This window comes from Variovorax sp. 10N420, assembly GCF_056394705.1.
This window is the reverse complement of the sequence record NZ_JBFTIJ010000026.1, coordinates 1-25,732: the sequence shown is the minus strand read 5'-3', so window position 1 is coordinate 25,732 and position 25,732 is coordinate 1. Positions and strand designations below refer to the sequence as shown.

22 protein-coding genes are annotated in these 25,732 nt (G+C 64.7%); 16 read left to right on the top strand and 6 right to left on the bottom strand.

Going from position 1 to position 25,732, the window contains the following annotated elements:
- The 8 genes from AC1DEK_RS29780 to AC1DEK_RS29745 form a co-directional block, all read left to right on the top strand.
- Positions 1–789, top strand: a 789-nt coding sequence (locus AC1DEK_RS29780; RefSeq protein ID WP_478128879.1) for an NAD(P)(+) transhydrogenase (Re/Si-specific) subunit beta, incomplete at its 5' end; no start/stop codon positions are given.
- A 114-nt stretch (positions 790–903) separates the two neighbouring features.
- Entirely contained in the window at positions 904–2,583 is a 1,680-nt protein-coding gene (locus tag AC1DEK_RS29775) for a long-chain-fatty-acid--CoA ligase (RefSeq protein ID WP_478128927.1), read from the top strand.
- 64 nt (positions 2,584–2,647) lie between these two features.
- On the top strand, positions 2,648–3,658 hold the full coding sequence (locus tag AC1DEK_RS29770) for an ABC transporter permease subunit (protein WP_478128926.1): 1,011 nt from the start codon (positions 2,648–2,650) through the stop codon (positions 3,656–3,658).
- Positions 3,655–4,554, top strand: coding sequence for an ABC transporter permease subunit (locus tag AC1DEK_RS29765; RefSeq protein ID WP_478128925.1), 900 nt, complete (start codon positions 3,655–3,657; stop codon positions 4,552–4,554). Before AC1DEK_RS29770 ends, AC1DEK_RS29765 begins: the two co-directional genes overlap by 4 nt.
- A 138-nt stretch (positions 4,555–4,692) precedes the next feature.
- Positions 4,693–5,712 (top strand): ABC transporter ATP-binding protein, encoded by a 1,020-nt coding sequence (locus AC1DEK_RS29760; protein ID WP_478128924.1) that lies wholly within the window; start codon positions 4,693–4,695, stop codon positions 5,710–5,712.
- The gene (locus AC1DEK_RS29755; RefSeq protein WP_478128923.1) at positions 5,709–6,728 is read left to right on the top strand and encodes a peptide ABC transporter ATP-binding protein; all 1,020 of its coding nucleotides are present in this window, start codon (positions 5,709–5,711) and stop codon (positions 6,726–6,728) included. Before AC1DEK_RS29760 ends, AC1DEK_RS29755 begins: the two co-directional genes overlap by 4 nt.
- Before the next feature lie 13 nt (positions 6,729–6,741).
- Positions 6,742–8,364: an ABC transporter substrate-binding protein gene (locus AC1DEK_RS29750; RefSeq protein ID WP_478128922.1), complete on the top strand. Its 1,623-nt coding sequence runs from the start codon at positions 6,742–6,744 to the stop codon at positions 8,362–8,364.
- A 4-nt stretch (positions 8,365–8,368) separates the two neighbouring features.
- Positions 8,369–9,133, top strand: a complete 765-nt coding sequence (locus AC1DEK_RS29745) for a 5'-methylthioadenosine/adenosylhomocysteine nucleosidase (protein ID WP_478128921.1) — start codon at positions 8,369–8,371, stop codon at positions 9,131–9,133.
- Here AC1DEK_RS29745 and corA read toward each other — a convergent pair.
- Positions 9,126–10,112 (bottom strand): magnesium/cobalt transporter CorA, encoded by a 987-nt coding sequence (gene corA / locus AC1DEK_RS29740; RefSeq protein WP_478128920.1) that lies wholly within the window; start codon positions 10,110–10,112, stop codon positions 9,126–9,128. The two genes, AC1DEK_RS29745 and corA, sit on opposite strands and share 8 nt — an antisense overlap.
- Positions 10,113–10,368: 256 nt before the next feature.
- On the opposite strand from corA, the gene AC1DEK_RS29735 reads away from it, so the two are divergent.
- The 4 genes from AC1DEK_RS29735 to hprK all read left to right on the top strand — a co-directional run bounded on the left by AC1DEK_RS29735 (position 10,369) and on the right by hprK (position 14,694).
- Positions 10,369–12,453, top strand: coding sequence for an ATP-dependent helicase (locus AC1DEK_RS29735; RefSeq protein ID WP_478128928.1), 2,085 nt, complete (start codon positions 10,369–10,371; stop codon positions 12,451–12,453).
- 363 nt (positions 12,454–12,816) lie between these two features.
- Positions 12,817–13,146 carry a ribosome hibernation-promoting factor, HPF/YfiA family gene (gene hpf / locus AC1DEK_RS29730; protein ID WP_068640485.1) on the top strand — a complete coding sequence of 110 codons (330 nt, stop codon included), beginning with the start codon at positions 12,817–12,819 and terminating at the stop codon, positions 13,144–13,146.
- Between the two features lie 95 nt (positions 13,147–13,241).
- Positions 13,242–13,709, top strand: a complete 468-nt coding sequence (locus tag AC1DEK_RS29725) for a PTS sugar transporter subunit IIA (protein WP_088958292.1) — start codon at positions 13,242–13,244, stop codon at positions 13,707–13,709.
- Between the two features lie 28 nt (positions 13,710–13,737).
- The gene (gene hprK, locus AC1DEK_RS29720; RefSeq protein ID WP_478128919.1) at positions 13,738–14,694 is read left to right on the top strand and encodes an HPr(Ser) kinase/phosphatase; all 957 of its coding nucleotides are present in this window, start codon (positions 13,738–13,740) and stop codon (positions 14,692–14,694) included.
- A gap of 262 nt (positions 14,695–14,956) precedes the next feature.
- Here hprK and fur read toward each other — a convergent pair whose 3' ends face one another.
- Positions 14,957–15,376, bottom strand: coding sequence for a ferric iron uptake transcriptional regulator (gene fur, locus AC1DEK_RS29715; protein WP_478128918.1), 420 nt, complete (start codon positions 15,374–15,376; stop codon positions 14,957–14,959).
- Positions 15,377–15,470: 94 nt separating this feature from the next.
- Here fur and AC1DEK_RS29710 point away from each other — a divergent pair, with 94 nt between their 5' ends.
- From AC1DEK_RS29710 to AC1DEK_RS29695, 4 genes are all read left to right on the top strand, one after another.
- Positions 15,471–16,025, top strand: a complete 555-nt coding sequence (locus tag AC1DEK_RS29710; RefSeq protein ID WP_478128917.1) for an outer membrane protein assembly factor BamE — start codon at positions 15,471–15,473, stop codon at positions 16,023–16,025.
- A 64-nt stretch (positions 16,026–16,089) separates the two neighbouring features.
- Positions 16,090–16,932 carry a 4-hydroxy-tetrahydrodipicolinate reductase gene (gene dapB, locus AC1DEK_RS29705; protein WP_478128916.1) on the top strand — a complete coding sequence of 281 codons (843 nt, stop codon included), beginning with the start codon at positions 16,090–16,092 and terminating at the stop codon, positions 16,930–16,932.
- Positions 16,933–16,940: 8 nt separating this feature from the next.
- On the top strand, positions 16,941–17,639 hold the full coding sequence (locus AC1DEK_RS29700) for a MotA/TolQ/ExbB proton channel family protein (RefSeq protein ID WP_478128915.1): 699 nt from the start codon (positions 16,941–16,943) through the stop codon (positions 17,637–17,639).
- Between the two features lie 18 nt (positions 17,640–17,657).
- Positions 17,658–18,122: an ExbD/TolR family protein gene (locus tag AC1DEK_RS29695; protein WP_478128914.1), complete on the top strand. Its 465-nt coding sequence runs from the start codon at positions 17,658–17,660 to the stop codon at positions 18,120–18,122.
- On the opposite strand, the gene AC1DEK_RS29690 is transcribed toward AC1DEK_RS29695, so the two are convergent.
- From AC1DEK_RS29690 to glgX, 4 genes are all read right to left on the bottom strand, one after another.
- Positions 18,119–20,590 carry a glycogen/starch/alpha-glucan phosphorylase gene (locus tag AC1DEK_RS29690; RefSeq protein ID WP_478128913.1) on the bottom strand — a complete coding sequence of 824 codons (2,472 nt, stop codon included), beginning with the start codon at positions 20,588–20,590 and terminating at the stop codon, positions 18,119–18,121. The genes AC1DEK_RS29695 and AC1DEK_RS29690 overlap by 4 nt on opposite strands.
- Before the next feature lie 31 nt (positions 20,591–20,621).
- Positions 20,622–22,082, bottom strand: a complete 1,461-nt coding sequence (gene glgA, locus AC1DEK_RS29685; protein ID WP_478128912.1) for a glycogen synthase GlgA — start codon at positions 22,080–22,082, stop codon at positions 20,622–20,624.
- A gap of 3 nt (positions 22,083–22,085) precedes the next feature.
- Positions 22,086–23,384, bottom strand: a complete 1,299-nt coding sequence (glgC, locus tag AC1DEK_RS29680; protein ID WP_478128911.1) for a glucose-1-phosphate adenylyltransferase — start codon at positions 23,382–23,384, stop codon at positions 22,086–22,088.
- A 62-nt stretch (positions 23,385–23,446) separates the two neighbouring features.
- Positions 23,447–25,486: a glycogen debranching protein GlgX gene (gene glgX, locus AC1DEK_RS29675; RefSeq protein ID WP_478128910.1), complete on the bottom strand. Its 2,040-nt coding sequence runs from the start codon at positions 25,484–25,486 to the stop codon at positions 23,447–23,449.
- Positions 25,487–25,732 lie beyond the last annotated feature (246 nt).

Genomic DNA, 25,732 nt, shown 5'->3' with positions numbered 1-25,732 from the left:
GTGCTCATCATCATCCCGATCGGCGGGGCGGACATGCCGGTGGTGGTCTCGATGCTCAACAGCTACTCGGGCTGGGCGGCCGCGGGCATCGGCTTCAGCCTGAACAACGCGATGCTGATCGTCGCGGGCAGCCTGGTGGGCAGCTCCGGTGCGATCCTGAGCTACATCATGTGCAAGGCGATGAACCGCTCGTTCTTCAACGTGATCCTGGGCGGCTTCGGCGGCGAAGCGGCCGCCGCCGGCGCGGGCGGCGCGAAGGAGCAGCGCCCGGTCAAGAGCGGCAGTGCGGATGATGCGGCCTTCGTGCTCTCCAACGCCGAGACGGTGATCATCGTGCCGGGCTACGGCCTTGCGGTGGCACGCGCCCAGCACGCGGTGAAGGAACTCGCGCAGAAGCTCACCGAGCATGGCGTGACGGTCAAGTACGCGATCCACCCCGTCGCAGGCCGCATGCCCGGGCACATGAACGTGCTGCTGGCGGAGGCGGAAGTGCCCTATGACCAGGTCTTCGAGATGGAAGACATCAACGGAGAGTTCGGCCAAGCCGACGTGGCGATCATCCTGGGGGCCAACGACGTGGTGAACCCGGCAGCGCTGCAAAAGGGCACATCCATCTACGGCATGCCGATCCTGGAGGCCTACAAGGCCAAGACAGTGATCGTGAACAAGCGCAGCATGGCCGCGGGCTATGCAGGCCTGGACAACGAGTTGTTCTACATGGACAAGACCATGATGGTGTTCGGCGACGCCAAGAAGGTGGTCGAGGACATGGCCAAGGCGATCGAGTAGAGAGCCGCTGCAGACGTTCGGCGATCATCGCCCCGCCGGCACAACGCGAGACCGTGGCGACACGGTCTCGCCGCGTTTTTTCCAAACCAAGAATTTCGCTTGAGGAGACTCACTGTGACTGATCGTCCCTGGCTCGGAAGCTACCCGCAAGGCGTGCCTGCCGACATCGATGCCTCTGGCTACCGATCGCTCGTTGCGCTGATGGAGGAGAGCTTCACCAAGTTCGCCGACCGCACCGCCTACAGCTTCATGGGCAAGGACGTGAGCTACGCCGACATCGACCGCCAAAGCCGCGCTTTTGCCGGTTACCTGCAGAGCCTCGGCCTCGCCAAGGGCGACCGCGTGGCCGTCATGATGCCCAATTGCCCGCAGTATCCGATCGCCGTGGCGGGGCTGCTGCGCGCGGGACTGATCCTGGTCAACGTCAACCCGCTCTACACGCCCCGCGAACTGGAGCATCAACTCAAGGACTCCGGCTCGAAGGCCATCGTGCTGATGGAGAACTTTGGCACGACGCTGCAGCAGTGCCTGGCGAACACGCCGATCAAGCACATCGTGCTGGCGTCGATGGGCGACCGCCTCGGTTTTCTCAAGGGCGCGATCGTCAACTACGTCGTGCGCAGCGTCAAGAAAATGGTCCCGGCGTTCAGCCTGCCGGGCGCGGTGCGCTTCAACGACGCGCTCGAAAAGGGCGCGACGCGCACGGTGCAGCCCTCGGCCATCGGGCCGGACGACGTCGCGGTGCTGCAATACACGGGCGGCACCACGGGCGTCTCGAAAGGCGCGGTGCTGTTGCATAGCAACGTCATCGCCAACGTGATCCAGTCCGAAGCATGGAACGATCCCGTGATGCAGAAGGTGCCGGCCCACGAGCAGCCGACCAGCGTCTGCGCGTTGCCGCTCTATCACATCTTCGCTTTCACGGTGAACATGATGCTGAGCATGCGAACGGGCGGAAAGCTGATCCTGATTCCGAATCCGCGCGACCTCGCAGGCGTGCTGAAAGAGCTCTCCAAGCACACCTTCCATAGCTTTCCGGCGGTCAACACGCTGTTCAACGGACTGGCGAACCACCCCGACTTCAACACCGTCAACTGGAAGAACCTGAAGGTCTCGGTCGGAGGCGGCATGGCTGTTCAGGGTGCCGTGGCCAAGCTGTGGCTCGAGAAGACCGGTTGCCCGATCTGCGAGGGCTACGGCCTTTCCGAAACGTCGCCATCGGTCACCTGCAACCCGACGACGAGCACCACCTACACCGGCACCATCGGCGTGCCGCTGCCGAGCACCTACGTCAAATTGATCGACGACGACGGCAACGACGTGCCGCTGGGCAGCGCGGGTGAAGTCGCGGTCAAGGGACCGCAGGTGATGGCCGGCTATTGGCAGCGGCCGGACGAAACCGCGAAGGTCATGACCCCCGACGGCTATTTCAAGACCGGCGATATCGGTGTGGCCGATGAGCGCGGCTACTTCAAGATTGTCGATCGCAAGAAGGACATGATCTTGGTGTCGGGCTTCAACGTCTACCCGAACGAGATCGAGGACGTGGTGGCGCAAATTCCGGGTGTGCTCGAATGCGCGGCGGTGGGCATTGCCGACGAGAAGACCGGCGAGGCCGTCAAGCTCGTCATCGTCAAGAAGGACCCGAATCTGACCGAGGCGGCGGTGCGCGAGTTCTGCCGCGCCAACCTGACCGGCTACAAGCAGCCGCGCGTCATCGAATTCCGCACCGATCTGCCGAAGACTCCGGTGGGCAAGATCCTTCGCCGCGAGTTGCGCGACGTCAAGAAGTAACAGTAAGGCAGTAAGGGTTCCGCCGGGGACGCGAGCCGGCATCGCTCTTGCATATTGGGGATGAATGTTCCGATTCATCCTCACCCGGGCGAGCCTGCTGGTGCCGACCTTCATCGGCATGACCCTGCTCGCCTTTTTCCTGATCCGGCTGGTGCCGGGCGACCCGATCGAGACGCTGGCGGGAGAGCGCGGCATCGATCCCGCCCGCCACGCCGTGCTGCTCAAGGAATACGGGCTCGACAAGCCGCTTTTCACGCAGTACGGCATCTACATCGGCCGTGTGCTTCACGGCGACCTGGGCAAGTCGATCATCACGCAGGAGCCGGTGATGAACGAGTTCCTGGCGCTGTTCCCTGCCACCGTCGAGCTTGCGCTTTGCGCGATGCTTTTCGCGCTGCTGCTCGGCATTCCGGCAGGCATCGTCGCGGCGGTCAAGCGGAACTCGCTGTTCGACCATGGCGTGATGGCGACCTCGCTCACCGGCTATTCGATGCCCATCTTCTGGTGGGGTCTGCTGCTGATCCTGTTCTTTTCGGTGCAGCTCGGTTGGACGCCGGTGTCGGGCCGAATCGCCGTGCAGTACTACATCGAACCGGTCACTGGCTTCTTGCTGATCGATTCCCTGCTTTCCGATGACAAGGGCGCTTTCTGGTCCGCGGTGCAGCACCTGATCCTGCCGGCGATCGTGCTCGGAACCAACCCGCTTGCCGTGATTGCCCGCATGACGCGCTCGGCCATGCTCGAAGTGCTGGGCGAGGACTACATCCGCACGGCGCGCGCCAAGGGGCTCGCGCCATTGCGCGTGGTCGGAGTGCATGCGCTGCGCAATGCGCTGATCCCGGTGGTCACGGTGATCGGCCTTCAGGTCGGCGTGCTGTTCACCGGCGCCATCCTGACCGAGACGATCTTCTCGTGGCCAGGCGTCGGCAAGTGGCTGATCGAAGCCATCGGGCGGCGCGACTATCCGGTGCTGCAAGGCGGCATGCTGCTGCTCGGCGTGATCGTGATGCTGGTCAACGTGCTGGTCGATCTGGCCTACGGTTTCATCAATCCCCGCATCCGGCAATCACGATGAGCGCGGTTCCTGTTCCCGTCGAAAAGACCAGCGCCCCACCGGGTCCATGGCGCGAGTTCTGGGGATCGTTCTCGGCCAACCGTGGTGCGGTGATCGGGCTCGGCGTGATCGCCCTGCTGCTGCTGGTGGCGCTGCTCGCGCCATGGATTGCGCCGCATGCGCCCAACCAGACCGACAGCACGGCCTTCCTGCGGCCGCCGGCGTGGCAGGAGGGCGGCTCGGTGACGCACCTGCTAGGCACCGATGCGATCGGCCGCGACATCCTTTCCAGGCTCATGTTCGGCGCGCGCCTTTCGCTGTCGATCGGCGTTGCCGTGGTGGCGATCTCCGTCGCGGTAGGCATCGGCTTGGGCCTTGTCGCCGGCTTCTTCCGCGGTGTGCTCGAGATCGCCATCATGCGGTTCATGGACGTGATCCTCACCCTGCCGAGCCTGCTGCTCGCGATCGTGATCGTCGCCATCCTCGGCCCCGGCTTGATCAACGCCATGATCGCCGTCGCCATCGTCGTGCTGCCTCATTACGTGCGCATCACGCGGGCTGCCGTCATCTCCGAGATATCGCGCGACTACGTGACTGCCGCGCGCGTGAGCGGCGCCGGCACGTTGCGGCTGATGTTCCGCGAGGTGTTGCCGAACTGCGCCGCGCCGCTGATCGTGCAGGCATCGCTCGGCGTGTCGACCGCCATCCTCGATGCGGCGGCGCTGGGCTTTCTCGGCCTCGGCGCGCAGCCACCCTCGCCCGAATGGGGAACGATGCTGGCCGACGCGCGTGAATTCGTGCTGCGCGCGTGGTGGGTCGTGACCTTTCCGGGTCTCGCCATCCTTGCGGCGGTGCTTGCTTTCAACCTCCTTGGCGACGGCTTGCGCGACGCCCTCGACCCCAAACTGAAGCGCTAGGAATGAAGCTCGCCCCCAGCCTCGCCCACTTTGTGTGGCTCGGACACCCCCGGCCGGGGGCAACCCCGGCGGCCCGGCAAAGCCGGCTCCGCGGGGTTTCCCGATTTGACCGCGGCAGTTTGCCGATGAGGGGCGCTGATGCCGCTGCTTGATATTCGCGACTTGCATGTCGAGTTCCCCACTCAAGGTGGCACGCTGCACGCCGTCGATGGCGTGAGCCTGCGCCTCGAACAGGGGGAAGTGCTTGGGATCGTCGGCGAATCGGGCTCGGGCAAGAGCGTCACGATGATGGCGCTGATGGGCCTCATCACCTGGCCGGGTCGCGTGCGTGCGGAGCACCTGCGCTTTGCAGATCACGATCTGCTGGGCATCTCCGACAAAGAGCGGCGCAAGCTGGTCGGCAAGGATGTCGCGATGATCTTCCAGGAACCGACGACCAGCCTCAACCCCTGTTTCACTGTCGGCTGGCAACTGATGGAGACCTTGCGCTTGCACCTGAACATGGACAGGCGCGAAGCGAAGAGGCGGGCGATCGGTCTGCTCGAACAGGTCGGCATTCCGGCGGCGGCGTCGCGCCTGGGCAGCTATCCGCATCAGCTCTCGGGCGGCATGAACCAGCGGGTGATGATCGCGATGGCCATTGCCTGCAACCCGCGCCTGCTGATCGCCGACGAGCCGACCACCGCGCTGGACGTGACCATCCAGGCGCAGATCCTCGACCTGCTGCGCAGTCTGCAGAAGGAGCGCGGCATGGGGCTGGTGCTCATCACGCACAACATGGGCGTGGTCAGCGAGATGGCGCAGCGCGTGGTCGTGATGTATGCGGGCCAGGTGATGGAAGAGCGCGATGTGGCGGATCTCTTCCCCGCGCCACAGCATCCCTACACGGCGGCGCTGCTTGCGGCACTCCCGGAGCGGGCGACAGGCGAAGGGCGGCTCGCGACCATTGCGGGCGTGGTCCCGGGCGTGCACGACCGTCCGCAAGGCTGCCTCTTCGCACCGCGCTGCGCCTATGCCACCTCGCATTGCCGTGCGGAGCGGCCGGCGTTGCGCGAGTGGCTGGGCGGCCGTGTGCGTTGCCACTATCCCCTTGGCGATCCGGACCGGGACGCGGCGCGTGCGCGAGATGGCGCACAGGTCGTGGAGTTCGTCCGATGAACGACGTCGTGGTCGAAGCGCAAGGCCTGCAGCGCGTCTATGCCGTGCGGCGCGGGCTGTTTCATGCGCCTGCGCATCTGCAGGCGGTGGGCAACATTTCGTTCAGGCTCGAAAAAGGTCGAACCCTCGCTGTCGTGGGTGAATCGGGCTGCGGCAAGTCGACGCTCGCGCGCATGGTCGCATTGATCGAAAAGCCGACCGCCGGCTCGCTGACGCTGGTCGGCACGGACGCCGTCAACCCGCCTGCCAGCCGCAAGCGCGAACTGCGGCAGGCTGTGCAGCTCGTGTTCCAGAACCCTTATGGATCGCTCAATCCCCGCAAGAAGATCTCGGCGGTTCTCGAAGACCCGCTCGCCATCAACACGACGCTCGGCAGGGCGCAGCGGGCAGCCAAGGCCCGGGAGATGCTCGCCCGCGTCGGGCTGCGTCCCGAATACGCGAACCGCTACCCGCACATGTTCTCGGGCGGCCAGCGCCAGCGCATCGCCATCGCGCGTGCGCTGATGCTCGATCCGCGATTGCTCGTTGCTGACGAGCCTGTTTCCGCGCTCGACGTTTCGATCCAGGCGCAGGTGCTGAATCTGCTGGCGGACCTGCAGGCGGAACTGGGCCTGTCGTATCTCTTCATCTCCCATGACCTCGGCGTGGTGCGTCACATCGCGCATGACGTGCTGGTGATGTACCTCGGCCACGCCGTTGAGCAGGGCCCGAAGGGGCGCATCTTCGCGCGGCCGCTGCATCCCTATACGCAGGCGTTGCTTGCGTCCACGCCGGGGCTCGCCACACAGCGCATCGTGCTCAAAGGCGAGCTGCCGTCGCCGCTGGCGCCGCCGCCGGGATGCGTCTTCAACACGCGATGCGCGCACGCCACCGAGCGCTGTCGCATCGAGCGGCCGTTGCTGCGGCAGCTCGACGGTCGCGCGGTCGCCTGTCACTACGCAGAGAAGTTTCTGGATGGCGCGGCAGAGGGCCGTGTCGATCATTCCCCGCTCGCGTTCGCGCGGCCACAAACCTGAAGGAGTCGAGTTCATGTCCCCCACTTCCAAACTCTCGCGCCGCCTTCGCGCGGCTGCGCTGCTTGCTCCGGCGGCGCTGGCGCTGGCCTGCGGCGCTGCGTCGGCAAAGACGCTGGTTTTTTGCTCCGAAGGCAGCCCCGAGAACTTCTATGCGGCGGTGAACACGACCGGCACGTCCTTCGACGCCACCACGCAGGTCTACAACAATCTCGTCGAGTTCGAGCGCGGCACGACCAAAGTGGTCCCCGGTCTCGCCGAAAGCTGGACGATCTCGCCGGATGGCCTCGAATACACCTTCAAGCTGCGCAAGGGCGTGAAGTGGCACAACACGTCGAAGAGCTTCAAGCCGACGCGCGACTTCAATGCCGACGACGTCATCTTCATGATCGAGCGCCAGTGGAAGGAGGACGACCCCTTCTACAAGGTCACCAGCACGAACCACTCCTACTTCAACGACATGGGCATGCCCAAGTTGCTGAAGTCGGTCGATCGCGTCGACGACTACACCGTGAAGTTCGTGCTCAACAAGCCCGAAGCGCCTTTCCTGGCCAACCTGGCGATGCCCTATGCCGGCATCCAGTCGAAGGAATACGCGATCGCCATGCTGAAGGCGGGCACGCCGGAGAAGATCGACCAGGACCCGATCGGAACGGGCCCGTTCTACCTCGTGCAGTACCAGAAGGACGCGATCATCCGATTCAAGGCCTTTCCGCAATACTGGGCCGGCAAGGCGAAGATCGATGACCTGATCTTCGCGATCACGCCCGACGCCTCGGTGCGCTGGGCCAAGCTGCAAAAGGGCGAATGCCACGTCATGCCCTACCCCAATCCGGCGGATCTCGACACGATCCGCAAGGATCCCAACGTGCAGGTGCTGGAGCAGGCAGGCCTCAACATCGGATACCTTGCCTACAACACGCAGAAGAAGCCTTTCGACGATGTGCGCGTGCGCAAGGCGCTCAACATGGCGATCAACAAGAAGGCGATCATCGACGGCGTCTATCTCACGACGGGCGTGGCGGCCAAGAATCCGATTCCGCCGACGATGTGGTCGTATAACGATGCGATCAAGGACGATCCGTACGATCCCGAAGCCGCCAAGAAGCTGCTGGCGCAGGCCGGCTACCCGGACGGCTTCACCACCGATCTGTGGGCGATGCCTGTGCAGCGGCCCTACAACCCGAATGCCAAGCGCATTGCCGAACTGATGCAGGCCGATCTCGCGAAGGTTGGCGTCAAGGCCGAGATCAAGTCCTTCGAATGGGGTGAATACCGCAAGCGCATGCAGGCCGGCGAACATCAGATGGGCATGCTCGGATGGACGGGCGACAACGGGGACCCGGACAACTTCCTCTATTCATTGCTGGGCTGCGCTTCCGCGCAATCGAATGGCAGCAACGTCGCCAAGTTCTGCTATCAGCCCTATGAAGACTTGGTCGTGAAGGCCAAGAATGTGCCGAAGCAATCCGAGCGTGAGGCGCTCTACAAGCAGGCGCAGGTGATCTTCAAGGAGCAGGCGCCATGGTTCACCATCGCCCATGCCGTGCAGCTCAAGCCCGTGCGCAAGGAAGTCGTCGACTTCAAGCTCAGCCCCTTCGGCCGCCACACCTTCTACGGCGTCGACATCAAACAATGACGCCATGCTAGCTGTCGTCGCGGCGATGTACGAGGAATTGGCGGCGCTGCTCGCATTGATGCCGGACGAGCAGCGCATTCCCGTCGCCGGCCGCGACTTCTGGGTGGGCCACCTTCGGGGGCAGCCCGTCGTCGCGGTGCTGTCGCGCATCGGCAAGGTCGCAGCGGCAACGACAGCGACCGTGCTGCTGGAGCGCTTCGGCGCGCAGGCGATCGTCTTCACCGGCGTCGCGGGCGGCCTCGCTCCGGGCGTGGAGGTCGGCGATGTGGTGGTTGCCACCAAGCTCCTCCAGCACGATCTCGATGCCTCCCCCATCTTTCCGAAGTACGAAGTGCCCTTGACGGGCCACGCGCGCTTCGCCGCCGACACCGTCATCAGCGATGCAATCGCCGCCGCGGCTGTCGAGGTGCTGCGCGATCCGGCGGCATTGCTGGGGCTGAAGGTGGTTGAGGACTTCGGCTTGACGGCGCCGAAAGTGCACCGCGGCCTGTTGGTGAGCGGCGACCGGTTCGTGTCGACCGCCGCCGAAAGCGACGCATTGCGCCGCGCTCTGCCCGATGCGCTCGCGGTGGAGATGGAGGGTGCGGCAGTCGCGCAGGTGTGCCACGACTTCGGCGTGCCTTTCGCGGCGGTGCGGACGATTTCAGATCGCGCTGATGACGCGGCCCACGGCGACTTCACTCGCTTCGTCTCGGCAGTGGCAAGCCGCTACAGCCTCGCGCTGGTCGATGCCTGGCTGGCCACGCTGCCAGCCGAAGGGTCTACTTGAGCCAGCCGCGCCGGCGGAAGTACCACATGGGGACCAGCGCGCTGGCGACCATCAACACGATCGCATAGGCGTAGCCGTAGCTCAGGTCGAGCTCGGGCATGAACTTGAAGTTCATGCCGTAGACGCTCGCGATCAAGGTTGGCGGCAGCAGCGCCACGCTTGCGACCGAGAAGATCTTGATGGTCTTGTTCTGGTTGATGTTGATGAAACCGACGGTCGCATCCATCAGGAAGTTGATCTTGTCGAACAGGAAGGCCGTGTGGCTGTCGAGCGATTCGATGTCGCGAAGAATCTGCCGCGCCTCTTCGAACTGCTCGGCGTTGAGCATGCGGCTGCGCATCATGAAGCTCACCGCTCGGCGCGTGTCCATCACGTTGCGGCGGATGCGGCTGTTCAAGTCTTCCTGGCGCGCGATGAGGCCGAGCACCTCGCCGGCCAATTCGTCGCTCACGTTGCCGGACAGCACCTTCTTGCCGGCGGACTCCAGCTCGTCGTAGATGTTCTCCAGCGTGTCGGCGGAGTATTCGGCGTCGGCATCGAAGAGCTTCAGCAGCACTTCCTTGGCGTCTTCGATCAGACCCGGCGCTCGGCGCGCGCGCATGCGCACCAGGCGGAACACAGGCACATCTTCGTCGTGGATGGAAAACAGCACGCCGCGGCTGCGCAGTTCGGCGTTGTGCTGGTTGAGGATGAAGGCGACGCGGACCGAACGGGGGTTCTCGTCATCGTCGATCAGGAAGTCGCTGCGGATGTGCAGTTCGCCGTTGTCTTCTTCATAGAAGCGAGCCGACTCCTCGATGTCGTCGTCCATCGCGTCTTCGGGGATGGACAAGCCGTAATACTGCTTGATCCATCGCTTCTCTTCGATGGTGGGGGATTCGAGATCGACCCAGATGGGCTGGAACTTGGACAGCTCTTCGAGAGCCTCGATCTCTTCTTGGACGAGGCGGCCGTTGGCGAGCGTGAAGATATTGAGCATGGCTCACTTCCCTGGAATGTCTGGCGGTGGAGGCGAGGGGATGGGGCGCTTTCAGTTCCCTCGTCCACGGCGCATCAGGAGGGAAGTGAAAGCTGCCGAGACGGAACGATTTCCACGTGGTTTCTCCGGTTTGCAGCGAGCCGCGATTATGTCATTCAGCCTTGTCAGGATCGTGTCGTCATCTGGATAAACATCCAGTACAGTTGCGGCGATGCACAGCGTTGCCACACCCATTTCCAAGGTATCCGCGGTGTCCATGAAGCCGGCAGAGCGTCTGGCTGCCGCGCTCGCCCAACTCAACGAGGAGCAGCGCGCGGCGGTGCAACACGGCGTCGCAGCCATCACTGGCAGCGCCCCGCCCGATGCCCGCCCCTTGCTCGTGATTGCAGGAGCGGGTTCGGGCAAGACGAGCACCCTGGCGCACCGAGTGGCGCATCTGATCGCCAGCGGCACCGACCCACAGCGCATTTTGCTGCTGACGTTTTCGCGCCGGGCCGCGCAAGAAATGACGCGCCGGGCCGGACAGGTGGTGGTGCGCGTGCTCGGGCTGGCTTCCGACGCGCCGCCAGCGCTGCCCTGGGCGGGCACCTTCCATGGCATCGGTGCGCGGCTCTTGCGCGAGTACGCAACGCAGATCGGACTCGACGAGAACTTCACCATCCATGACCGGGGCGACGCCGAAGACCTGATGGGGCTGGTGCGCAACGAAATCGGACTGTCGACCACCGCGCGACGATTTCCGATGAAGGGCACCTGCCTTTCGATCTACTCGCGCACGGTCAATACCTGTGCGCCACTCTCGGAAGTGCTCAAGCAGGCGTTTCCCTGGTGTGCCGAATGGGAAGCCGAACTCAAGCGGCTCTTCGGCGCGTATGTGGAGGCCAAGCAGCAACAGCATGTGCTCGACTACGACGATCTGCTGCTCTACTGGTCCGAAATGATGGCCGAGCCCGCGCTGGCCCGTCAGGTCGGCGAGCGCTTCGATCATGTGCTGGTCGACGAATACCAGGACACGAACCTCCTTCAAGCAGCCATCTTGCGGTCGCTCAAGCCGGACGGCAAAGGCGTGACGGTGGTGGGGGACGACGCACAGTCGATCTACTCGTTTCGCGGCGCGACGGTGCGCAACATCCTTGATTTTCCGCAGCACTTCAGCCAGCCGGCGCGCATCGTCACGCTCGAGCGCAATTACCGGTCGACGCAGCCCATCCTCGATGTGTCCAATGCGGTCATCGCCGCCGCAGCCGAGAGACACGCGAAGACGCTCTGGACCGACAAGCCGTCGGCAGGGCGTCCCCAGCTCGTGCTGGTGCCCGACGAGGCCGAGCAGGCGCGGTGGGTGGCCGATCGTGTGCTTGCGCACCGGGAAGGCGGCCTGGCGCTGAAATCGCAAGCCGTGCTGTTTCGCACGTCCACGCACAGCGCCGCACTCGAACTCGAATTGGCGCGGCGCAACATTCCTTTCGTCAAATACGGCGGTCTCAAGTTTCTTGAAGCCGCGCATGTCAAGGATCTGCTCGCGGTCTTGCGATTTGCACAGAACCCGCGCGGACGCATGGCGGGTTTTCGCGTCACGCAGCTGATTCCCGGGATCGGCCCTGTCACTTCGGCGCGCCTGCTCGACGCGATGGCCGAGGCGTCCGATCCGGGAGCGGTCGTGCAGTCGTTCGTGCCGCCGGCGCCGGCAAAGGACGAATGGGCGCGTTTCGCCGCCATCTATGCAGCGCTGCGCGAGCCCGAACTCGCCTGGCCGGCCGACATGGACCTGGCGCTCGAGTGGTATTTGCCGCACCTGGAGCGGCTGCACGATGACGCAGGCCTGCGGCGAGGCGACGTGGAACAACTTGCCCGACTGGCCGCCGGCTACGCATCGCGCGAGCGCTTCCTGACCGAGCTCACGCTCGACCCGCCCGAGGCCACGAGCGACAGACCCGGACCGCCGCTGTTGGACGAGGACTATCTGATCCTCTCGACCATCCACTCAGCCAAGGGCCAGGAGTGGACATCCGTCCACGTACTCAACGTGGTCGACGGCTGCATTCCTGCCGACGTGGCGCAGGGCGCGCAGGAACTCGAAGAAGAGCGGCGATTGCTCTACGTGGCGATGACCCGGGCGCGCGATCACCTGCACCTGCTGGTGCCCCAACGCTTCTACGTCACTCAGCAGGCCGCGCGCGGCGACCGGCACCTGTACGCGGGTCGCACGCGCTTCATCACCGCGGCCGACGCGCAGCACTTCGAACGGCAGACCTGGCCGCCAGCGCCCGAGCGCGCCCCGCACGTTCCGCCGCCGGCCGCAACCATCGATCTGCTCAGCCGCATGCGGGCTGCCTGGCGCTGAAAGCCGTCACGGCCCTCTCGCCGGCGGGGTCGCCCGGTCATCCTTGACATGCCGGATCAACTCGCGAACCCGGTCCGAACGCTCGTGCTGCGGGCCTTCGCTGCTATCAGATCAATAGCGATTCCACGTCGTGAAGCATGCCCCCACAGGTCCGACTTCAAAGCCATTGCAATTCGATGACAGCATGGGCATAGTGAACCGACCTTCCCCGCATTTCTCTCTCTTCACTCCTCGTTTCGCTCACGTTTCGCTCCTCTCTTCTCTTCCCACTGCGCTTCCGATTTCTTCCGATTTCCCCCCGGCTACGCCTCTCCAACAAAGAGGTGCGGCTATTTCACCAACCGTCAATCCAGGAGGTCATTCATGAATTTGACGATCAGCGGTCATCACCTCGACGTCACCCCCGCCTTGCGCAATTACGTTACGAGCAAGCTGGACCGAATCACCCGGCACTTCGACCAGGTCGTCGATGTGAAGGTGATCCTCACGGTGGAAAAGCAAAAGGAAAAGGAACGCCGCCAACGAGCCGAGTGCAACATTCACGTCAAGGGCAATGACATGTTCGCGGAATCGAGCCACGCTGATCTTTACGCCGCGGTCGACGAATTGGTCGACAAACTCGACCGGCAGGTCGTGCGCCACAAGGACCGCCTGCAGGATCATCATCACGAAGCGCCCAAGCGCGTGATGTAGTTCCACCCTTCGGGCAAATACTCTTGCGGGCCGCTTCCGAGCGGCCCTTTGCTTTTTGCGGGGTGGGTGCATAATCGCCCCCGCCCCGCACCAACATGAACCGACTCGCGTCCATCCTGCCGCCCGCTCAAGTGCTTGTGAGCGTCGACGCCACCAGCAAGAAACGTGCTTTCGAAGAAGCCGGCCTGCTGTTTGAAAACCTGCATGGTCTCGGCCGCGCGCTCATCACCGACAGCCTTTTCGCGCGCGAGCGCCTGGGCTCTACCGGCTTGGGCCACGGCGTCGCCATCCCACATGGCCGCATCAAGGGGCTCAAGTCCCCGATGGCTGCCGTGTTCCAGCTTGCCAACCCGATCGGCTTCGACGCACCGGACGAGCAGCCTGTGGTTTTGCTCATCTTCCTGCTCGTGCCCGAAGCGGCAACGCAGAAACACCTCGAGATACTTTCCGAAATCGCCGAGCTCCTGAGCGACGCCAACCTGCGCGAGCAGATCAAGTCGAGCACGGACGCCGCGGCGCTGCACGCCTTGATCGCAGGATGGCAATCCGCCCAGGTCGCGTGAAACGCACGCGCGCAGGACGGGCCAGGCCATGAAGCCGACCGTCATCAGCGCCGACGCAATGTTCGAGGAGTTCCGCGGTTCGCTCCGGTGGGAGTGGCTCGCCGGGCTGGGCGCGTCGGAGCGCCAGTTCGATCCCGATGTCATCAGCCGGGCCCAATCAGCCGCCGATCTGGTGGGCTATCTCAACTACATCCATCCCTATCGCGTGCAGATCCTCGGTGCCCGCGAGGTCGCCTATCTCACTCGCGGAACCCCGGACGATTGCGTCCGGCGCATCGCCCGCATCGTCACCCTCGAGCCGCCGATGCTCGTGCTTGCCGACGCGCAGCCCGCGCCGGATGCGCTGCTGTCGATCTGCGAACGTGCGCAACTGCCGCTGTTTGCGACCCGCGAATCGTCGGCTTTCGTGATCGACCTGCTGCGCGCTTACCTGTCCAAGCATTTCGCCGAGCGCACCTCGATGCACGGCGTCTTCATGGACATCCTGGGCCTGGGCGTGATGATCACGGGCGAATCGGGGCTCGGCAAAAGCGAACTCGGTCTTGAACTGATTTCTCGCGGCAATGGCCTGGTGGCCGACGACGCTGTCGATCTCTATCGAATCAACCAGACCACGCTGGAAGGCCGCTGCCCGGAACTGTTGCAGAACCTGCTGGAAGTGCGCGGCATCGGCCTCCTGGACATCCGCGCGATTTTCGGCGAGACAGCCGTGCGCCGAAAGATGCGGCTCAAGCTCATCGTTCACCTCGTGCGGCGAGACAGCTTCGAGCGCGACTACGAGCGCATGCCGTCCGCACCGCTGACGCAGGACGTCCTCGGCATCCCGGTCCGCAAGGTGATCATCCAGGTCGTCGCCGGCCGAAACATCGCCGTGCTGGTCGAGGCCGCGGTACGCAACTCCATCCTGCAACTGCGCGGCATCGACACCTATGCCGACTTCGTCGCCCGCCACCACAAGGCAATGGAAAGCGCAAGGGAAGATTAGCTCGCCCCCAGGCTCGCGCACTTCGTGTGGCTCTCCACCCCCTGACCGGGGGCAACACCAGTGGCCCGGCAAAGCCGGTTCCACGGTGTTTCACCAACGGGCCTGACTGCGCCGGCCGCGACAGGCGCAGCGCATCTTCTTCGGCGGCGCGCAGCGCGCGCCCCTTCGTGGGCAGTCGCGGAACCGGCTTTGCCGGGCCGCTGACTGCGCCCCCCTCAGGGGGGTGGGCGCCCGGACACGCAGTGCCGGGCAACCTGGGGGGCTACCTCTTGCTTATGCAGTCGGCGCAAAGGCCGTAGAGGGACATCGCGTGGTCCTGGAGGATCCAGCCTTTGTCCTTGGAGATCATTTGCTGGCGGCGCTCGATTTCGGCGTCATAGAACTCCTCGACCTTGCCGCACGACGTGCAGATCAGGTGGTCGTGGTGCTTGCCTTCGTTGAGTTCGTAGACCGCCTTGCCGCTCTCGAAATGGCTGCGTTCGAGGATTCCGGCTTGCTCGAACTGCGTCAGCACGCGGTAAACCGTGGCGAGGCCGATGTCGGAATGGTCGTTGAGGAGGACGCGGAACACGTCTTCGGCCGTCATGTGGCGCTGGCCGCCGTTCTGGAAGATCTCCAAAATCTTCAGGCGCGGCAGCGTGGCTTTGAGGCCGGTGTTCTTCAGTTCGTCGATGTTGGTCATGGTGTTTCGTGCGCCGTCCCTGCGGTCTCTCCGGGAAGGCCCCAGAGGGGGCAACCGCTACAATGATTCGATCATATCGTCCAACCCTTTTCCCATGCCCGCCTTTCCACAACGCCGTCATTGGCTGCTCGCCGGCGCCATTGCAATGAGCCTGTGCCTCGGCGCTTGCAGCAGCATCGGCAACAGCACGCGCGGCGCCCTGACTGCCATGACGCCCTACAAGGTCGAAGTGGTCCAGGGTAATTTCGTCTCCAAGGAGCAGGTCGCTGCGCTCAAGCCAGGCATGTCGCGCCAGCAGGTGCGCGAGATCCTCGGCACCTCGCTTCTGTCCGACGTATTCCATGCCAACCGTTGGGACTACGTCTTCACGATCCGCCGCCAGGGCGTCGAGCCGCAGCAACGGCGGCTGACGCTGTACTTCAACGGCGACACGCTCGAGCGCTTCGAGGGCGATCCGATGCCGAGTGAGGAAGATTTCGTTGCGACGCTCGATACCCGCGTTCGCAGCACCAAGGCGCCGCCCACGCTCGAGGCGACCGAAGACCAGCTCAAGAAGTTCGACCCCAAGGACAATGACAAACAGTCCGGGGGAGAAACCGCGGCGCCTCCGCCGCTGCCGGCAGCCTACCCGCCGCTCGAAACACGCTGAGCGCGCGCCGGCCTCATGGGCCGGCGTGCTTTTTTTGAATCCGCATTTCCCGAGGCCGAAACGCGTGACTGACTCTTCCTCCTCCACATCCCCCAACTCTTTGACGGCCCGCCGTGTCGCTATCGCGGGCGCGTCCGGGCGCATGGGCCACATGCTGATCGAAGCGGTCCGAAAGGCGCCGGACTGCCAGTTGGCCGGCGCGCTCGATATTGCAAGCAGCGCCGCGATCGGTACCGACGCCAGCGCGTTCCTGGGCGTCAAGAGCGGTGTGCCGGTGGTGGCAGACCTCCGAACAGGACTCAAGGACGCGCAGGTCCTGATCGATTTCACGCGCCCGGAAGGGACGATGGCGAATCTCGCCGCATGCCGCGAGCTCGGCGTGCAGCTGGTGATCGGCACCACCGGATTCAGCGACGAGCAAAAGGCCGAGATTGCCGCCGCTGCCAAGGACATCGCGATCCTGTTCGCGCCGAACATGAGCGTCGGCGTCAATGTCACGTTCAAGCTGCTCGAAATGGCCGCGAAGGCGCTCTCGACCGGCTACGACATCGAAATCATCGAAGCGCACCATCGGCACAAGGTCGACGCGCCTTCGGGCACCGCGCTCAAGATGGGCGAGGTCATCGCCGAAGCGCTGGGCCGCGATCTCAAGTCGTGCGCCGTCTATGGCCGCGAAGGCATCACGGGCGAGCGCGATCCGTCCACCATCGGCTTCGCGGCCATTCGCGGCGGCGACATCGTCGGCGACCACACCGTGCTGTTCGCGGGCACGGGCGAGCGCATCGAGATCTCTCATAAGTCGGCCAGCCGCGAAAGCTATGCACAAGGCGCGCTGCGCGCAGTCGGCTTCCTCGCGGACAAGCGAGCGGGCCTCTTCGACATGTTCGACGTTCTGGGTCTGCGCTGAACGCCGGCATGAGCGTTCTGGAACTGCTCACTCACGGCGACGGCGTGAGCCGTTCGGTGGCGGCACTCCTGCTGGTGATGTCGGTTTCGAGCTGGGTAGTGATTCTCTGGAAGGCCTGGCTTCTGCGCGGCGGCACGCGCGACGTGCTGCGCAGCATCGCTGCGTTCTGGCAATCGAGGTCGCTCGAAGAGGCCGAGATGAGCCTCAAGGCCTTCGATCGCGCGGCGCTGGTGCTGCCAGCCGTGAGTGCGGTCCGCAACCTTGCGATGAGTCCTGCCAAAGGTACCCTCGGCGGCACCGTCGAACGCAGCCAGCGCGTCACGCGCGTGCTGCGCGATGCCCTTCACGGCGCATTGCGTCGCCTGCAAGCTGGCCAGATCCTGCTCGCGACGGTGGGCGCCACGGCGCCCTTCGTCGGTCTGCTGGGAACGGTCTGGGGCATTTACCGCGCCTTGGTCGGCATTGCCGGCCAGACAGGTGGCTTCACGATCGACAAGGTGGCCGGGCCCGTCGGCGAGGCACTCATCATGACTGCCTTCGGCCTGGCGGTTGCGATCCCCGCAGTGCTGGCCTACAACGTGTTCGGCCGCGTGGTCGGGCGTATCGAGGCCGAACTCGAAGGCTTCGCGCACGACCTGCTCGGAATGCTGGGCGAACCTGCGCAGCCCGAAGCACCGCTGCCGCCAGTTCGTCCCATGCCCGTGTGAATCTAAGGCGATAAAACCATGGCGTTCGGTCGCACATCGCTCGGCAGCACGGCCACCGGCGGCCGATCGACGGGCGCCGGTGGACAGCGCCCGCTGTCGGACATCAATGTCACACCGCTTGTCGACGTGATGCTCGTGCTCCTGGTGATCTTCATCATCACTGCACCGTTGATGGCGAGTTCGATCAAGCTCGATCTGCCGCGCACTGACGCCGGGCAGCCCAACGAAACGCCAAAATTCGTATCGCTCGTGGTCGACGCGGCGGGCAAGGTCTTCCTGAACGATCAGCCCGTGACGCCCGATGAGTTGGCCGCCGGGCTCGCGAAAGCCGCCGCCGACAGTCGCGACACGGAAGTCCAGCTTCGCGCCGACCAGACCGTGCCTTACGGGAAGGTCGTCGAACTGATGGGCATCGCGAACAAGGCGGGCTTGAGCCGAATCGGCTTTGTCACCGAAGCACCTCGACCCAAGGCCGGCGGTTAACTCAGGACCACCGGGCGCGTTTTCCAGATCTCGTGCGCGTACTGGGCAATCGTTCGATCGGAAGAAAACGCGCCCATCCCGGCCACGTTGAGGATCGCCATGCGCGTCCAAGCGTCGGCATCGCGATAGAGCGCGTCGACTTTGCCCTGGGCCTCGACGTAGCTCGCATAGTCGGCCAGCAGCAGATAGTGGTCGCCCCAGCTCACGAGCGCGTCGAATATCTCCTGGAAGCGCGACGGCTCGCCGGGTGAGAACGCACCGTCCCGGATGCTGTCGAGCACGCGCTGGAGTTCCGGATTGCTCTCGTAGATGTCTCGCGGCTGATAGCCGCTCGCGCGAATCTCGGCCACTTGCGGCGTGGTCTTGCCGAAGATGAAGAAATTGTCTGCGCCTACGTTGTCGCGCATCTCCACGTTCGCTCCGTCGAGCGTGCCGATGGTCAGCGCGCCGTTCAGTGCGAACTTCATGTTGCCGGTGCCCGAAGCCTCGGTGCCGGCCGTCGAGATCTGCTCGGAGAGATCCGCCGCTGGCATGATGAGTTCGGCCAGGCTCACGCTGTAGTTGGGAATGAACACCACCTTCAGCAGCTTGCCCACGCGCTCGTCGTTGTTGACGGTGTGCGCAACATCGTTGATGAGCCGGATCACGAGCTTGGCCATGTGATAGGCCGAGGCCGCCTTGCCGGCGAACACCACCACGCGCGGCACGTGCCCCGCATCCGGCTCATCCAGGATGCGGTGATAGCGGGTGATCACGTGCAGAACGTTCAGTAGCTGCCGCTTGTATTCGTGGATGCGCTTGACCTGCACGTCGAACATCGCGTCCGTGTCGATGTCGATGCGCAGGTGCTCGTCGACCCAGTTGGCAAAGCGCAGCTTGTTCTCGCGCTTGGCATGGCGGAAGGCACGCATGAAGGCCGGTTGCTGGGCCATCGGCCGCAGCACTTCCAACTGCGTCAGGTCGCGCCGCCAGCCACGGCCGATGCGCGTGTCGAGCAGCGCCGCCAGCGGCGGGTTGGCCTGCGCGAGCCAGCGCCGCGGCGTGACCCCGTTGGTCTTGTTGTTGAAGCGCTCGGGAAACAGCTTGGCGAAGTCCGCGAAGATCGACTGCTTCATGAGTTCGGAATGCAGCCCCGACACGCCGTTGACCGAATGGCTCGCGAGCACGGCCACGTACGCCATGCGCACGCGGCGCTCGCCCGCTTCGTCGATGAGCGACAAGCGGCGCATCAGTTCGGCGTCCTGCCCGTGCGTCTGCGCGACGCTGGCGAGAAAGCGGGCGTTCATGTCGAAGAGGATCTGCAGATGGCGCGGAAGAATCCGCCCGAACATCTCCACCGGCCATGTCTCGAGCGCCTCGTGCATCAGCGTGTGGTTGGTGTAGCTGAACACCTTTTGGGTGTGCGCCCACGCCGTGTCCCAGGGCAGGCCGTGCTCGTCGATCAACAGCCGCATCAGCTCGGGGACGGCCAGCACCGGGTGCGTGTCGTTGAGATGGATGCTGACCTGGTCGGGCAGTTCGTCGAAGCTGGAGTGATTGCGCAGATAGCGGCGCACGAGGTCCTGCACACTGGCGCTGACGAAGAAATATTCCTGGTGAAGCCGCAGCTCGCGGCCTGAAGGCGTGGAGTCGTCCGGATAGAGCACGCGGGAGACATTTTCCGAGCGGTTTTTGCTCTCCACCGCCTGCATGTAGTTGCCGCGGTTGAAGGCCGTAAGGTCGATCTCCTCCGACGCCCTCGCCGACCATAGCCGCAGCGTGTTCGTGGCCTGCGTGCCGTAGCCGGGAATGATGGTGTCATAGGCCACGGCCAGCACCTCGTGGGTGTCGACCCAGTTGGCCGCGCCATAGGGCGCACCCTTGCCTTCGCGCCGCTGCACATGGCCGCCGAATCGAACGCGATAGGTCACCTCCGGTCGCTGGAACTCCCAGGGATTGCCGCGCGTGAGCCAGTAGTCGGGCGTCTCGACCTGCTGGCCGTCGACGATGCGTTGCCGGAACATCCCGTATTCGTAGCGGATGCCGTAGCCGATGCCCGGCACGCCCAGCGTCGCCATCGAGTCGAGAAAGCAGGCGGCCAGGCGCCCGAGGCCGCCGTTGCCGAGCGCCGCATCGGGCTCGCGTTCGACGAGCGCCTGAATGTCGACGCCGAAATCCGCCAGGGCCTGCTTCACGGTGTCGTGCAGTTCCAGCGCGAGCAGGGCATTGGTCAGCGTGCGGCCGATCAGGAACTCCATTGACAGGTAGTAGACGCGCTTGAGCCGCTGCGCATAAATGGCGCGGGTGGTGCCCATCCACCGTTCGACGAGCTGGTCGCGCACCGCGAAAGCGGCGGCATGCAGCCAGTCATCGGGGCTCGCGGCAACGGGGTCCTTGCCGACTGCATAGATCAATTTGTTGGCCATCGCCAGCTTGAAGGCGGCGACGTCGCGATCGGGATGGTCGTACTTGAAATCTTCAATGGTCATGATGAAAACGGTATGGATTCGCGAATGGACTTCAGGCCAGCGCCTCGGCGTAGACCTGAAGGTAGCGCGCTGCGGCGGTGCCCCAGTCGGCGGGGCGACTCATGGCAGCGGCGCGAACGGCGCGCCAGTCAGCGGGCCGTCGGTAAAGAGCGAAGGCGCGGCGGACGGCGCGTGCGTAGTCCGCTGCATCGAATGTGTTGAACGAGAAGCCTGTGGCTTCGCCGCTCGCCATGTCCTCGAGCGTGGTGTCGACCACTGTATCGGCCAGGCCGCCCACGCGATGCACCAGCGGAAGACTACCGTACTTGAGGCCGTACATCTGCGTGAGGCCGCAGGGTTCGAACAGCGAGGGGACCAGCGTTACGTCGCCAGCGCCGAACAAACGGTGCGCGAGCTCTTCACTGTAGCCTAGCGCGACGCTGATCGACTTCGGTGCATGGGCGGCGCGGTGGCGAAAGGCGGCTTCGAGTTCGGCATCGCCGCTGCCGAGCAGCGCAAGTTGCCCGCCCTGCGCGATCAACGCGTCGAGCCCGGCGAGGACGAGGTGCAGGCCCTTTTGCTCCGTCAACCGGCTCACCACCACGAAGAGCGGTGCGTCGGGCTCGACCGCAAGGTCCAGTTCTTGCTGCAGCGCCGCCTTGCAGCGGGCCTTGCCCGCCATGCGCGTGCTGTCGAAACGGTGCGGAATCAACACATCGGTCGCAGGATTCCAGACCTGGTCATCGACTGCATTGAGGATGCCGCTGAGCACGTCCGATCGCGCCCGCAGAAGGCCGTCCAGCCCGAAGCCCTGCTCCGGCGTCTGGATTTCGCGAGCGTAGGTGGGGCTCACCGTCGTGATGCGATCGGCAAAGCACAACCCGCCCTTCATGAAGGACAGTTGGCCGTGGTATTCGAGCCCATTGATGCTGAACGCGGCTGGCGGCAAACCCAGCTCCGACAAATGCCAGGGCGCGAACAGGCCTTGATAGGCGAGGTTGTGCACGGTGAAGACGCTGCCCACGCGCCGGCGCCCATTCGGCGGCGCAAAAGCCAGATAGGCCGGCGCCAGCGCGGCATGCCAGTCGTGTGCGTGCACGATCTCCGGCTGCCAGTCCGGATCAAGACCCCGCGCGATCTGCGCGCCCGTCCAACCCAGCAGCGCGAAGCGGCGATGGTTGTCGCCGTAAGGCTGGCGATTCGCATCCTCATAGGGGTTGCCGGGCCTGTCATAGAGCATGGGCGCATCGATGACGTAGGCGGGAATGCCCGGCGATCCGTTGACCGGTATCTGACCGAAGCGCAGATGCATCCGATCGCCCCAAGGCGCTACGAACTCCGTCACAGCGCTCATGTCGGCGATGCCGGCGATGATGGCCGGAAACCCGGGCAGCAGCACCCGCACGTCCTGCCCCGCAGCCGTCAGCGCCAAAGGCAGTGCGCCCGCGATGTCGGCCAGCCCTCCCGTCTTGAGCAGGGGAAACAGTTCGGCACTGACTTGAAGTACCCGCATGCCTTATTGCGGTGCCCCGAGGCGCTTGAGCATCTCGCGGGTGATCAGCACCACGCCGCCTTCCGTGCGCTCGAAGCGCGCGGCATCGGCGTCCGCGTCTTCACCGATCACCGTGTGCTCGGGGATGATGCAACCGCGATCGATGACGACCTTGTTCAGCCTGCTGCCTTGGCCGACCTGCACGTCCGGCAGAAGCACCGCTTCATTGATGACGCAGAACGAATGCACCCGAACGCCCGAGAACAATACCGAGCTGCTCACCTTCGAGCCCGAGACGATGCACCCGCCCGATACGATCGTGTTGACCGTCATGCCGTGCTTGCCCTCGCGGTCGAGCACGAACTTGGCTGGCGGCAACTGTCGCTGATAAGTCCAGATGGGCCAGTCGGTGTCATAGATGTCGAGTTCGGGGGTGATCGATGCCAGGTCGAGATTGGCTGCCCAGAACGCATCAATCGTGCCCACGTCGCGCCAGTAGGCCCGGGCGTTGGCGCCGCGCCGGGCCCGCGTCACGCAGGACATACCGAAAGGATGCGCCAGCGCGCGGCCCTCCTGGACTGCGCGCGGAATGATGTCCTTGCCGAAATCGTGGTCCGAGTCGGGGTCGACGCTGTCTTCCTCGAGCAGCCTGTAGAGATATTCGGAATCGAAGATATAGATGCCCATGCTGGCCAGTGCGACGTCCGGCTTGTCCGGCATCGCGGGAGGGTCGGCCGGCTTTTCGAGGAAGGCGGTGATGTTTCGGTCCTCATCCACTGCCATCACCCCGAAGGCGACCGCTTCCATGCGCGGAACCTCGATGCATCCAACCGTGCAGCCGCGCCCGTGCGCGACGTGGTCCGTCAGCATGATCGAGTAGTCCATCTTGTAGACGTGATCGCCGGCGAGCACGACCACATAGTCGTGTGGCGTGGACCGCGTCTGGATGATGTCCAGATTCTGATAGACCGCATCGGCCGTGCCGCGGTACCAGTGCTCGTCGCCCATGCGCTGCTGGGCGGGGAGAACATCGACCATCTCATTGAGCTCGGCGCGCAGGAAGCTCCAGCCGCGCTGCAGGTGGCGCATCAGCGAGTGCGACTTGTACTGCGTCACCACCGCCATCCGGCGGATGCCTGAGTTCAGGCAGTTCGACAGGGCGAAGTCGATGATCCGGAACTTTCCGCCAAAGTAGACCGCCGGCTTGGCCCGCCGGTCGGTCAGTTGCTTCAGCCTGGATCCCCGGCCGCCTGCGAGCACCAGTGCGATGGTGCGCCGAACGAGCTGGTGGGCCTGCAATGTCGGTTGCGCGATGTCGTCCATCTTTTGCCTCCGTTTGATTTTCCCCGGAGAGGCAGACTAGCACCCCGGCGCACGATTGGCTCCTATGTTTTTGCGACCCAGAGGCTGCCGGGCGGCAATGTTTCAGAGCTTTCGAGGGGTCGCGCGTGGGCGCTCTCCGCGTCCACGTCGCTGGCCAGCTTGCGAAACCACGATCCCGCAGGCAGCTGGAACGGCGTTGGGTGCGCTTCGGCGTTGACGAGGACCAGCCAGCGCGCGCCGGGTGCCGGTGTTTCGAAGAGGATCGCCAGCGCGTGCAGGTCGCCGCGCTCCCAGTCCGCCGTCTCCATGGCGCGGCCTTCGGGGGTGAGCCAGCGCAGCGCGGTGTCACCTGGCGGGGCATCGGCTGGCCACCACAGTGCATGCCGCAGCGGCGCAGCCTCTCGGCGCAGCGCCAGCAGACGGGAGACGTAGGTGCCGAGGCTCGCATCGGCATGGTCCCAGTCCAGCCAAGTCGTTTCGTTGTCCTGGCAATAGGCGTTGTTGTTGCCGCGCTGGGTCTGGCCGAGTTCGTCGCCTGCCAGCAGCATCGGTGTGCCTTGCGACAGCAGCAGCGCCGCCAGCAGCACCCGCTGCAGGCATCTGCGTTCGGCGAGGACGGCGGGGTCGTCGGTATCGCCCTCCACGCCGCAGTTGCGGCTCAGGTTGTGGCCATGGCCGTCGCGGTTGTTCTCGCCATTGGCGAGGTTGTGGCGCTCGTTGTAGCTCAGCAGGTCGCGCAGCGTGAAGCCATCGTGCGCGGTGACGAAATTGACGGTTGCCGTGGGCGCTCGGCCGTCGTGCTGGAAGGCATCGCTCGACGCGGTAAAGCGGCGTGCGAATTCACCGACGCCCGCGCTCTGGTGCAGCCAGAAGCCGCGTTGGGCATCGCGAAAGCGATCGTTCCATTCCAGCCATCCCGGCGGAAATTCGCCGAGGCGATAGCCGCCCGGGCCGACATCCCACGGCTCTGCGATGAGCAGCGCCTGCGCCAACACGGGATCTTGGGCGACAGCGGCAAAAAACGACGCGCGAGGATCGAATTCGCCGCCCTTGCGACGAGCGAGGATCGGCGCGAGATCGAACCGGAATCCGTCCACGCCCAGCTGCGTGACCCAGTGACGCAGGCTGTCCATCACCAGCTGAACCACGCGCGGTTCGGCGAGGTTCAGGCAGTTGCCGCAGCCGGTCCAGTTCTCGTAGAGCGCGGGGTTGTCCGGCCGCAGGTGGTAATAGAGCGCGTTGTCGATGCCGCGCAGGCTCAGGGTCGGGCCGAGTTCGTCGGTCTCGCCGCTGTGGTTGAAGACCACGTCGATCACGACCTCCATGCCGCGTGCGTGCACGGCGTCCGTCATGGCGCGGAACTCGCTCGCGGGGCTCGTTCCGGGGCGGCCGCTCCAGTAGCGGGTCTCGGGGGCGAACCAGCCGATGGGGCTGTAGCCCCAGTAGTTGCTCAGCCCGAGTGCGAGCAGGCGGGATTCGTCGGCTCGGTGCTGGACGGGCATGAGGTTGAGGGTGGTGACTCCCAGGCGCTGAAGGTGGTCGAGCACGGCCGGATGCGCGAGACCTGCGTAGGTGCCGCGAAGGTCGGGCGGCACCTCCGGATGCAGCCGGGTATGGCCGCGTGTGTGCAATTCGTAGAGCACGCGGTCTGGGGCGGGGATGCGGGGGCGGTCGGTGGGCGCGGGGGGGAGGGGGGCTGTGACTCGGGCTTTGAGGGCTATGAGTGCGTTGTCGCGGGGGTCGGGGTGGGTGGGGTTCGAAGGGTCGTGGCCGAGGAACTGGTCTTCGCCGGCGTAGCGGCCGACGACCTCGCGGGCATAGGGGTCGAGGAGTACCTTGGCGGGGTTGAAGCGGTGGCCCTCCTGGGGGGACCAAGGGCCGTGGACTCGGTAGCCGTAGATGAGGCCGGGGCGGGCGCTGGCGAGGACGGTGTGCCAGGTGCCGTTGGTTTTTGTTGTCAGTTTCAGGCGTTGTTGTTCTTGGTGGGTTGTGGGGTCGAAGAGGCAGAGGTCTACGGAGGTGGCTTGGGGGGCGTGGAGGGCGAAGTTGACTCCTGCGGGGGACGGAGTTGCGCCTAAGGGGTAAGGGAGGCCTGGGGTCATTGGATTGGGGTGTTGGTGGTTTTGGGGGTGGGGGCCGGGACTCGCCCCGGCGGGCGACTTCCTTTCTTTTGCTTCGCCAAAAGAAAGTAAGCAAAGAAAAGGCGACCCTGCTGTGGGCGTCCCTTCGCTGCGCTACGGGCAACCTGCGGTGCTCGCTTTTCGTGGGGTCCGCGCAAACTCGCTGCGCTCAAACACGCGCGGCCCTGATCCACGAAAAGCTCCGCTCCTCGGCACCCCCAGAAGGGA